This window comes from Maribacter caenipelagi (assembly GCF_004364175.1).
Taxonomy (GTDB): Bacteria; Bacteroidota; Bacteroidia; order Flavobacteriales; family Flavobacteriaceae; genus Maribacter; species Maribacter caenipelagi.
This window is the reverse complement of record NZ_SNZW01000014.1, coordinates 321024-332637: the sequence shown is the minus strand read 5'-3', so window position 1 is coordinate 332637 and position 11614 is coordinate 321024. Positions and strand designations below refer to the sequence as shown.

The 11614-nt window shown below is 34.9% G+C and carries 11 protein-coding genes; 3 read left to right on the top strand and 8 right to left on the bottom strand.

Annotation, left to right across the window (positions count from 1 at the left end; translation table 11 throughout):
- The first annotated feature begins 50 nt into the window (after positions 1–50).
- On the top strand, positions 51–821 hold the full coding sequence (locus DFQ03_RS09525) for an SDR family NAD(P)-dependent oxidoreductase (protein ID WP_133672940.1): 771 nt from the start codon (positions 51–53) through the stop codon (positions 819–821).
- Positions 822–898: 77 nt separating this feature from the next.
- Positions 899–1333 (top strand): RbsD/FucU domain-containing protein, encoded by a 435-nt coding sequence (locus DFQ03_RS09520; protein ID WP_133672939.1) that lies wholly within the window; start codon positions 899–901, stop codon positions 1331–1333.
- Positions 1334–1364: 31 nt separating this feature from the next.
- Here DFQ03_RS09520 and DFQ03_RS09515 read toward each other — a convergent pair whose 3' ends face one another.
- Both DFQ03_RS09515 and DFQ03_RS09510 read right to left on the bottom strand, forming a co-directional pair.
- On the bottom strand, positions 1365–1919 hold the full coding sequence (locus tag DFQ03_RS09515) for an NUDIX hydrolase (RefSeq protein ID WP_133672938.1): 555 nt from the start codon (positions 1917–1919) through the stop codon (positions 1365–1367).
- Positions 1920–1961: 42 nt separating this feature from the next.
- Positions 1962–3050 (bottom strand): M42 family metallopeptidase, encoded by a 1089-nt coding sequence (locus tag DFQ03_RS09510; RefSeq protein WP_133672937.1) that lies wholly within the window; start codon positions 3048–3050, stop codon positions 1962–1964.
- A gap of 104 nt (positions 3051–3154) precedes the next feature.
- Between DFQ03_RS09510 and DFQ03_RS09505 the strand changes: the two genes are divergently transcribed.
- A complete protein-coding gene (locus DFQ03_RS09505; RefSeq protein WP_133672936.1) occupies positions 3155–3847 on the top strand; it encodes a DUF4294 domain-containing protein in 693 nt (230 codons plus the stop codon).
- On the opposite strand, the gene DFQ03_RS09500 is transcribed toward DFQ03_RS09505, so the two are convergent.
- The 6 genes from DFQ03_RS09500 to trmD form a co-directional block, all read right to left on the bottom strand.
- Entirely contained in the window at positions 3844–4083 is a 240-nt protein-coding gene (locus DFQ03_RS09500; RefSeq protein ID WP_133672935.1) for a DUF6095 family protein, read from the bottom strand. The genes DFQ03_RS09505 and DFQ03_RS09500 overlap by 4 nt on opposite strands.
- Positions 4070–4990: a DUF4249 family protein gene (locus DFQ03_RS09495; RefSeq protein WP_133672934.1), complete on the bottom strand. Its 921-nt coding sequence runs from the start codon at positions 4988–4990 to the stop codon at positions 4070–4072. Before DFQ03_RS09495 ends, DFQ03_RS09500 begins: the two co-directional genes overlap by 14 nt.
- A gap of 3 nt (positions 4991–4993) precedes the next feature.
- On the bottom strand, positions 4994–7393 hold the full coding sequence (locus DFQ03_RS09490) for a TonB-dependent receptor (RefSeq protein WP_133672933.1): 2400 nt from the start codon (positions 7391–7393) through the stop codon (positions 4994–4996).
- 194 nt (positions 7394–7587) lie between these two features.
- Complete coding sequence (locus tag DFQ03_RS09485) at positions 7588–9804, bottom strand: NADP-dependent isocitrate dehydrogenase (protein WP_133672932.1); 2217 nt, start codon at positions 9802–9804, stop codon at positions 7588–7590.
- Between the two features lie 642 nt (positions 9805–10446).
- Positions 10447–10797: a 50S ribosomal protein L19 gene (rplS, locus tag DFQ03_RS09480; protein WP_133672931.1), complete on the bottom strand. Its 351-nt coding sequence runs from the start codon at positions 10795–10797 to the stop codon at positions 10447–10449.
- A gap of 136 nt (positions 10798–10933) precedes the next feature.
- Positions 10934–11608 carry a tRNA (guanosine(37)-N1)-methyltransferase TrmD gene (gene trmD / locus DFQ03_RS09475; RefSeq protein WP_133672930.1) on the bottom strand — a complete coding sequence of 225 codons (675 nt, stop codon included), beginning with the start codon at positions 11606–11608 and terminating at the stop codon, positions 10934–10936.
- Between the last annotated feature and the right edge of the window lie 6 nt (positions 11609–11614).

Here is an 11614-nt window from a genome sequence, read left to right as displayed (position 1 = left end):
CTGATATGGATTTAAATCAAAGTAAAATCAAGTTTTATAATTACAACATCATGACGAATAGGAACAAATTATCTGGAAAAAATATACTTATTACTGCTGGTGCACAAGGAATTGGAGAAGCAATTACCAAACATTTTATTGATAGTGGCTCCAATGTTGCTATTCATTATTTTTCTAGTGCAGATACTGCAAATGAATTAGTAAAGTACGCGACCGATAAGGGTTTAAAAGCAATTGCTATATCTGGAGATTTAACAAAAGAACAAGACGCCAATGCATTAGTAAAGAAAACAGTTGAAGCATTAGGAGGTCTAAATATTCTTGTAAATAATGCCGGGTCTTTAGTGGCTAGAAAGTTGCTAAGCGAAATGGAAACAGAATTTTGGCACAAGGTGATGGATATTAATTTGACTTCAATGATGTTCGTTACACGAGCAGCAGCACCATATTTGGCAAAGAATGAAAATAGTAGCATTGTCAACTTGGCATCTTTAGCTGGGCGTAAAGGTGGTCACCCTGGATCATTGGTGTACTCTACTAGTAAAGGAGCTATTTTAACCTATACAAGGGCACTTGCATCAGAATTGGGGCCTCAGGGAACAAGAGTTAATGCGGTTGCACCAGGACTTATCTTAGGTACTTCATTTCACAATACACATACAACTAAAGAATCTGCAGCAGAAACTACAAAAGGTATTCCTATTCAAAGAGCAGGTAATGCTGATGATGTTGCCAGAGCTGTGCTGTATTTAGCCTCTGAATATGATGGCTTTATTACTGGAGCTACGCTTGATATAAATGGCGGAGTTTACAACATGTAAAATTCGATAAAATCATTGTAAAACTAGTCGCTTTAGGGTGACTAGTTTTTTATTCTCATACTTATAAAAATATAATTATGCTTAAGACTCCGGTTATACACCCTACAATTATGGAAGCGCTAGGGCGTTCAGGTCATTTTGCTCAAGTAGTCATTGCAGATGGTAATTTACCTGTAGGTGCGATGTCTGGTCCGGATTCTACAACAGTACACCTTAATTTCAAACCAGGTCTATTAGATGCCCTAACAGTTCTTGAGGGTATTTTAGAAGTTTGCCCGGTACAAGGAGCTATAGTAATGGAAAAGCCTGCAGAAGCCAATGCAGAAATTCATGATGCCTATAAAAATTTGTTGGGAGATGTGACTTGGGATGAAATGGAACGTTGGGCGTTTTATGATAAAATTAGAGATCAAAATACAACCTTGATAATCCAGACGGGCGAGCAGCGCCGTTTTGCTAATTTAATTTTAATCGTTGGTGTAGTTAAGATGGCAGAAGAATCCGGATTTTAATTAACTCATTTTTTATAGTCGTATACAGGTTCTATTTACTATTTACTCTATTGGAAATTTCTCTATAAATGTTTTTATAATATGAAATTTCATGAGGTACGTATTTGAATGTCGATATATTTTTTATTGCTTTACCGAACTGTTTTATTGAAACTAATTCTAAGGATTCAACCTCACTTTCCTGCTTTTTTAGAGAGCTAAAGGGTGATTTTAGCTCTGCTATAAATGTGTGGTGAAATTCATAGTCTTTTAATGTTTCTGAATGATTATGAATGGATTTAAAGACGCCTATTTTTTTTAAATCTGAAGGACTAATGTGTAATCCTATTTCTTCTTGTACTTCTCGTATGGCAGATGTTATAATTGATTCACCTGCACCAATATGTCCAGCAGCGGAAACATCCCATAATAAAGGATATACATCTTTTTCTTTGCCACGTTGCTGCATTAAAATTTTTCCGTCAGAAGTATAGAACCAAATATGAACCGTTTGGTGAAACCATCCATTTTTGTGCGCTTCAGACTTCATGGCAGTCGTATTCGTCATGTTTCCATCAGCATCTAAAATGTCAATTAATTCATCCATAGAATAAAAAAATCCCTCCGATTAAAGAGGGATTATAAAAATTTAATCAAAGTAGCTAAAAGTTTCCCCTTCTTTAATTGTTAAGAGTGTTTCATAAATTAAACGAATAACGTTTTCTACATCGTCTTTATGAACCGTTTCTACTGTCGTGTGCATGTAGCGTAATGGTAAAGATATTAATGCAGAAGCAACGCCGCCATTACTATACGCAAAAGCATCTGTATCTGTACCAGTTGATCTAGAGGCTGCCATTCGTTGAAATGGTATCTTATTATCTTCTGCGGTTTTAATGATGCGTTCACGTAATTTATTTTGTACCGCTGGGGCATAAGAAATTACAGGTCCGGCACCAATTTCTGTATGACCTTGTACCTCTTTTTTTATCATAGGGGTTGTAGTATCATGACAAACATCTGTAACAATGGCAATGTTTGGCTGAATAGTTTGGGTAATCATTTCAGCACCACGCAATCCAATTTCTTCTTGTACAGAGTTGGTAATGTAAAGTCCGAAAGGCAACTTAACTTTATTTTCATGAAGTAAACGAGCAACTTCGGCAATCATAAACCCACCAGCACGATTATCTATCGCTCTACAAACATATTTGTTCTTGTTAAGAATTTGAAATTCATCTGGGTAAGTGATTACACAACCTACATGTACCCCAAGTTTTTCAACTTCCTCTTTTGTAGTGGCGCCAACATCAACGGTGATATTCTCAATTTTTGGTGTTTCTTCTTTGTCTCCTTTCCGTGTATGAATAGCTGGCCAGCCAAAAATACCTTTTACAATACCTTTATTTGTGTGAATGTTAACCCATTTTGAAGGTGCTATTTGATGGTCACTACCACCGTTTCTAATAACATGAATAAGACCATTGTCTGTGATATAATTTACATACCAAGAGATTTCATCTGAATGCCCTTCAATTACTACTTTATATTTTGCATCAGGATTTATAACTCCAACTGCAGTACCGTAAGTATCTGTAATGAATGTATCTACATATGGTTTTAGGTAGTCCATCCATATTTTTTGCCCTTCCCACTCATATCCTGTTGGGGCAGCATTATTTAAGTATTTTTCAAAAAAGTCCTCAGACTTTTTAGTAATTATTTTTTTATTAGCCATCAAAATAAATTTAGAATACAAACTTAAGAATATTAGCGTTGTATTAGTAATATCCTTCTTTAATAATCGTTAATTTTGGCAAGACTTTTGCTTAGCCTATGGTAATGAAATATAACATTTTACTACTTTTTTTACTCTTCTGCGGAATTTCTATTTGTAATGCCCAAGTTGAAGAGCAGGAACTTGATTCTATTACGGAAAAGATGATTATAGTAGCTGGTGATTCTTTGGTTCAAAGTTCAATAGCCTTAGAGGAAGCTTATGTATTTGGCAAGCTTAAATTTTCATCTTACGATGAAAAATTGAGGTATTACATTTTGCGTAGAAAGACGCAAAAAGTATATCCATATGCAAAAATGGCTGCGGAACGTTTGGTAGAGTTGAACGATAGTTTGGCTGATATGAAGAATAATAGAAAGCGAAAGAAATACACCAAAAAAGTACAGAAGTTTATTGAAGAAGAGTTTTCTGAAGAGTTGAAAAAGTTGACACGTACCGAAGGTCAGATATTAGTAAAATTAATATACAGACAAACAGGTACAACCGCTTTTGATTTGGTAAAAGACTTAAGAAATGGATGGCGCGCTTTTTGGTATAACACGACAGCGAAGCTTTTTAGCATTAGTATAAAGGAAGAATTTCACCCCGATTTAATAGAAGAAGATTATTTAATAGAAGATATATTACAACGAGCCTTCTCTGCAGGTAAATTAGAGCGTCAAGAAACCGTTCTCGATTATGATTATGATAAGTTGTATAATAAATGGAAGAGAACTACAAAAGTGCCTAAAGATTAACGCGATTTAGTTTTCTTTCCGAAGACGGAGTCTACAATGGTCATAATGCCTTTGAAACCCATAAATACGGCAAAAAAGGCTGTTATTATACCTAATATACAAACCGGCCAGAACAAAAAATGTTCTTGGTTTTTAAATGCTTGCCACAGAATAAGTGGTGCGGTAAACATTAATACGACCGTTATAGCTAAGCGTTTTAGACCAGTTACTAGTAAATCTTTATCAGTTCGTCTCATTGTCTGTAATTACAATACTATCCTTATATTCTTCTACAATGGCAAAATAACCCAGTGCAAAATTATCTGAACGTTCTACATTATCAAAAACCTCGTCATTATCGATACCTGTAATATTTATAATATTTCCACGAACAGTGGCTGCAGGTGTTTGAAACGGACCTTGGTCACCACCAGACTGAACAATGATTTGGTTCATGTAGTTATAAAATGATTCATCTACACCTAAAAGGCTTATATCTACTACAGAGGATGTATCTAGCTCTAAATCGTTATCATAGAAGTATGAAAATACAAAAGTTTGTCCTTGATAAAATTCATCTTCGGTTACCAGAAATTCTCCGAAGTCCAAGTCTAAAAGATAAAAATCATCACTATCGCCAGGGTCTGTAAATGCTACGATAACTTCTGTTTCATCTCCTGAAAATAGTGTTTCATCACCTTGCTCTAAAGAGTCTATTGGCACAGATTTTACATACGTGGTGGTTGCGAAATAGCGCTCTTCGTCGGTTTCTATGGTAAGTTGAAAAACATCACCTTCATTTATGCTACTAACTCTAATTCTTTGATCACTGTCAAATGTTGGGTCTGGGACCCATATTCCAGTTCCCGGTTCTAGTTCTACTAAATTAGATACGCCGCCACCCTCTAGTATCTCAGGAGCATCTGGATTTGGTGTACCATAATAAATGATGGCACTGTTGATGGAGGCAATAGTGTTCTCTTCAAAGAACGAACTACTTTCAGAAACGACTATTTCTATAGGTAGATATTCTTGTGTTTCGTCAACCCTAATAATACCGTTCACGATAAGTCTAGTTTCGTTTTCAGGGAGCTCTATATCGATAACGTCTTCACAAGAAATGAATGACGTAAGAGTTAACAATAATAACAAATAACGTTTCATAGCTTATAGTTTAAAGTTATAGGTAACAGCAGGTACAATACCAAAAATTGAAGTACGAACAGCTTCGTTGACACCGGTATCATCATTTTGTCTAAAGCTAATAGAGGCTGCATTTCTTCGGTTGTATACATTGTATAAGCTAAAGACCCATTCTCCTTTTATTTTTTTATTCTTATTCTTTCTGGGTGTTAATGTTGCTGACAGATCAAGACGATTATATGCTGGTAATCTTTGTGTATTTCGAAGTCCGTAGTAAGGTACTGTCAAATCTTGAAATTCAAATTGACCTATAGGGTAATTGGTCGGCTGCCCAGTTTGGTAAGTGAAGTTACTGCTGACACTCCATTTTTCATTTACATCATAATTTACGAATAGAGACACATCATGCGTTTTGTCGTAAGGTGTGTTGTACCAATTGCCAAAGTTAATACCAGATTCTAAATTACTTCGGCCATCATCTGCGGCAGACGCTCTACCAGGTGTACGTTGCTCAGATTTAGATAATGTATATGCCAACCAGCCTTGTAATTTACCTTCGTTTTTACGTAACAAAAACTCCAAACCGTAAGCACGGGCTTCTCCGTTTAAAATTACCTGCTCTATGGCATTGTTTGCAATTAAATTAGCACCATCGATGTAATCTATTCTGTTTTGAACGTCTTTATAGAAAACCTCCGTTTCAACCGAGTAATCTCCATCCTTTAAATTTTTAAAATATCCGAAGGCATATTGATCTAATAACTGAGGTTTTGTAAACGGTCCGCTTGGTGTCCAAACATCTAAAGGAGTGGGGGAGCTTGTGTTTGATAATAGATGTAGGTATTGTGCTAATCTTGTATAACTAGCTTTTACGGAGCTTGTCTCGTTTAAAGTATACGATAATGATACTCTCGGTTCGAAATTACTAAAGTTCGATAGTGTAGTTCCTCTACCGGGATTTATGACATCAATAGGTTCTGCCTCTTTATAAATTAGCAAGAAAGGATCAAACTCAACAGGGTTGTTATTGGCGTAGACGTTCAATTCATCTTGACCAAGTCTCATAAAATGACTAAAACGTAGTCCGTAACCTAAGCTTAAATTATCGGTAATTCGGTGTTCAAAATCAACATAGGCTGCAAATTCGTTAGCGTATTTTTGAATTAGTTGTTCTTCAATAATTCCTGATTCAGCATTACTAGGTTCTATTTTACCAGGATTAAATTGATAATACACATTATTGATGCCGTAGTTTACCTGTAATTTATCTGTAGCGTAATGTTTTAGATCATATTTGATGTTGAAATTACGGATGCCCGAATTCCAGTTAAATCCTACAAAATCTAATTTTAATCCGTAATAGTAATCCGAATAAATCAGCGATAGGTTTGAGAAAAGCTTGTCAGAGAACAAATGGTTCCATCTAAAATTACCAACGGTATTTCCGTAGGTATTAACAAAACTATCATTGATGCCGAAAACATCTCTGCCAAAATAACCAGATAGAAAAATATTGTTTTTATCGTTCAACCTATAATTCAATTTGGTATTCAGATCATAGAAATATGCTGTATTGTCAACATCAAAAAGAGGAAGAAAAAGATGGGCGTACGAAGCTCTACCACCAATAAGAAATGCAGCTTTGTCTTTTTTGATAGGCCCTTCAACCAAAAGTCTGCTTGCCACGGCACCAATACCGCCGTTCATTTTAAATTCCTTACTATTTCCTTCTTTTTGAAAAATATCTAAAACGGAAGACACTCTGCCACCATAACGAGCGGGAATGCCACCTTTGTAGAGTTTTACATCTTTTATGGCATCAGGGTTAAATACAGAAAAGAACCCGAATAAGTGTGATGAATTAAAAATGATAGCTTCATCCAAAAGAATAAGATTTTGATCGGCAGCACCACCACGAACATTAAAACCTGATGCACCTTCGCCGGCATTTGTAACCCCAGGAAGCAATAAAATAGATTTTATAACATCAGCTTCACCCAGAATTACCGGTATTTTTTTAATGGTACCAACCGATAGTGTGTTGACGCTCATTTGTGGTTTTCTAATATCCATCTTTTCCACATTTTCTGTAACGACAACTTCTTCTAACTGTTCAGCTTCTTCTTCAAGCAAATAATCAATACGTCTATTTTCAGTAAGAATTATTTCTTGTAGGATATCTTCAAAGCCAAGATAACTAATGAGAATAGTATATGTGCCTTCTGGTAATGTAATGGAATAGAAACCATATTCATTGGTGGTAACACCAGTGCCTAATTCAGGGATAGCGACAGTAACTCCGATAAGTGTTTCATTACTGCGAGATTCGGCTATAGAGCCACTTAAGGTAAATTTCTGTTGCCCCCATGATGAAAAAGAGAAGCATAGCAGTGAGATAAGAATAAACGGTAAATATCCTTTCATCAATTTTTTTTGTAAAAATACTTAGAAATAAGTGACACTCCTAAAGCAAATGTAATTCTATAATCGATATTAACCTTAAAGAGAGTTGTTTGATGTTATATGCTTGTATAGTTCAAGAAATTTGAATGAAATTAGTTTGTAAAAAAAAAACACCCTAAATAAATGAGGGTGTTTTCTAAACTAAGATTATAAAATTAAATGGATTTTAAAATACCATTTAAGGTTGTGCTTGGTCTCATAGCTTTTTCAACTAGAATAGGGTCTGGTTTGTAATAACCGCCTATTTCTTGTTTAGAACCTTGAGCATCTATTAATTCAGTAAGAATCTGAGATTCATTTTCATTAATTTCAGAACTTACTTTTGAAAATATCGATTTCAATTCAGCATTTTCATCTTGTAATGCTAATTCTTCTGCCCAATATTTAGCTAAGAAGAAATGACTACCTCTTGTATCTATTTCCTTTACCTTTCTTGAAGGTGACTTATCATTTAGTAAAAATTTCTCAGTAGCACTATCTAGTGTATCACCAAGAATTTTAGCAGCTGCATTTTTATTTTTCTCACCATAAAATTCAAGTGAAACACCTAAAGCTAAGAACTCACCTAAAGAATCCCATCTAAGGTGACCTTCTTCGGTAAATTGCTCTACGTGCTTTGGAGCAGAACCGCCGGCACCTGTTTCAAAAAGTCCGCCGCCATTCATTAAAGGAACGATTGACAACATTTTCGCACTAGTACCTACTTCTAAAATAGGAAATAGGTCAGTTAAGTAATCACGTAATACGTTACCAGATACAGAAATGGTATCCTTACCAGCTTTCATTCTTTTTAAAGTAAATTCAGTAGCCTTAATAGGTGACATTATTTGAATGTCTAAATCTTTAGTATCTTCTTGAGCTAAGTAAATATTTACTTTTTTAATTAACTCTGCATCGTGTGCTCTATTTTCGTCTAACCAAAATATAGCAGGGTCATTTGTAGCCTTAGCTCTTGATACAGCTAATTTTACCCAGTCTTGAATAGGAGCATCTTTCACTTGGCACATACGCCAAATATCTCCTTCGCTTACTGGGTGCTCTATTAAAACCTTACCAGTTTCTTGGTCAATAACTTGAACTTTTCCACTTTGTTTTATTTCAAAAGTCTTGTCATGAGAACCATATTCTTCAGCTTTTTGAGCCATAAGACCAACATTTGGTACCGTTCCCATAGTTGTAGGGTCAAAAGCACCATGCTCTTTACAGAAATCTATAGTAGCAGAATAAATACCTGCATAACTACTATCTGGTATAACGGCTTTAGTATCTTGAGCTTTACCTTCTGCATTCCACATTTGACCAGAATTTCTGATCATTGCCGGCATAGAGGCATCGATAATAATATCGCTGGGTACATGAAGATTGGTAATTCCTTTATCAGAATTTACCATAGCCAAACCAGGTCCGTTGGCAAATGCTTCATCTAAATCTTTATTGATAGCATCCTTTTCACTTGTAGGAAGTTTTTCAATTTTCTGATATAAACTGGCTAAACCGTCATTAGGGCTAATACCTAATTTATCAAATGTATCTGCGTATTTTTCAAAAACAGACTTTAAGAAAGTTTCTACAACATGCCCAAAAATAATTGGATCAGAAACTTTCATCATTGTAGCTTTTAAATGCACAGAGAAAAGTACTCCTTGATTTTTAGCATCTGTAATTTCTTTTCGTAAGAAATCAAGTAAAGCTGTTTTGCTCATTACAGTGGCGTCAATAATTTCACCCTTTAATAAAGCTAATTTATCTTTTAAGATAGTTTCAGAGTCTACTGAAACTAATTTTATTTGAACAGATGTAGCATTGTTCAATGTCAACGATTTTTCATTGGCTTGAAAATCACCGTCGCCCATCGTTGCAACATGAGTTTTAGAGCTAGAGTTCCAAGCACCCATACTGTGCGGATTCTGTTTTGCGTAATTCTTTACAGCTCTAGGTGCTCTACGGTCAGAGTTACCTTCACGTAGTACAGGGTTTACTGCACTACCTTTTATTTTGTCATATTTCGCCTTAATTTCTCTCTCTTTGTCATTCTTAGGCTCATCTGGGTAGCTAGGTAGTTTATAACCTTTTGACTGTAGTTCTTGTATAGCTTCATTCAATTGAGGAACAGAAGCACTGATGTTAGGTAATTTGATAATGTTCGCTTCTGGCTGTTTTGCCATATTGCCCAATTCTTCCAAATCGTTGGACACCTGTTGTTCTTTCGTTAAAAATTCGGGAAAAGTAGCAGCTATTCTACCAGCTAAAGAGATATCTTTAGTTTCAATTTCAATTCCTGAAGATTTAGTGAAAGCTTTTACAATAGGTAAAAAAGACGCTGTAGCCAATGCAGGCGCTTCGTCTGTTTTCGTATAAAAAATTTTGGACATTTGCGGTTTGTTTTAATTTAAGCGCAACAAATATACGATTTTCTAAAAGTTTGAAAGCGGGGAGTGGTCTTAATATTTAAGACTGTGAAGGAAGAATTGTTAAATAACAAAAGCCATATCAATGTACGCATACAATGATATGGCTTTTTAGAAAAAGTTTACGGACAGTTTGTTCTAATTTTTCATTAAAACGGCAACCCTTGATTGCACCCGCTTCACTGATTCAACGTTTAAAATGTTTTTCGATTCTCAGGTACGTAACCTAACATCTACACATCATTTCTTTTTTATTGTCTTCATTGAAGATTAAAAAGCTAATATATAGTCTTTTTAAAAATCAATTAATTTTTAGTTTATAAGCGACAGCCAATAATCTTAAAATTTACCTCATTTAATAATCATTAAATGCATTGGTCAAACAATAATACGATAGAACGTAAACTTCGTAGTGGCAATTAAATGAACGTTTTCTCATTTCCATTTCTTAACCACATTCTAATTTACGAAAAAAAGTAATTCAAACCATATTTTTGTAAACTTTTATTAATCAACACATTATGAACATAGGTTATTCACTTATGTTCATAAAAAAAGCACTGTATCAAAATGATACAGTGCTATATATAATTTAGGAAGAGAAATTTATCCTCTAATCTCTTTAATTCTAGCTTTCTTACCAGTTAATTCACGGAAGTAGTAAATTCTAGATCTACGTACTTTACCACGCTTGTTAACTTCGATTTTTTGAAGTGCAGGTAAGTTAACAGGGAAGATACGCTCAACACCTACTGTACCTGACATTTTACGGATAGTAAAAGTTTCTGTTGAACCAGAACCTCTACGTTGTATTACAACTCCTTTAAAGAACTGAGTTCTCGTTTTTTCACCTTCCTTAATTTCGTAGTACACAGTAATTGTGTCACCAGAAGAAAACTTTGGAAATTCTTTTTTAGTTACGAACTCGTCTTGTACAAATTTTATTAATGATTCCATTGTATAGTTAATTGGAATTAAATTAAAGCAACATTCACGATTATCGTCAGAGGTTATTCTAACAGGGTGCAAAAATAATATTTAAATTAAAATATACAAGCATTTATATGGTTTTTCTTTAATATTAAAAATTAGGTTATTTAAGTAAGTCCGGACGAAGTTTTTTTGTGCGCTCATACGCTTTATCTTCTCGCCATTCTTCAATCTTGCCAAAGTTTCCGCTTAATAGAATATCGGGTACATTCATACCTTTGTATTCCGCTGGTCTAGTATAGACAGGTGGAGCTAATAATCCGTCTTGAAAAGTATCTGTCAATGCCGAAGTTTCATCGTTCAATACACCGGGTAATAATCTAATGATAGAATCGCAAAGTACCGCTGCACCTAACTCACCGCCAGAAAGCACATAATCTCCTATAGAAATTTCTTTGGTAATAAAAGCATCTCTTACACGCTGGTCAACACCTTTATAATGACCGCAGAGGATAATGATGTTTTCTGCCATTGACATGGTGTTAGCTATTTTTTGATTTAATGTAGTGCCATCGGGAGTCATATATATAACCTCATCATATTCGCGTTGTGATTTTAGATCGGTAATACATTTGTCTATTGGTTCTATCATGAGTACCATTCCGGCACCGCCACCAAATTGATAATCATCAACATTTCGGTATTTCGTTTCGGTATAATCTCTAAGATTATGAAAGTGGACCTCTACCAATCCTTTTTCTATAGCTCTTTTTAATATAGAGGCTTCAAATGGGCTAGTGAGTAACTCGGGTAATACGGTAATAATATCTATTCGCATCTTTTG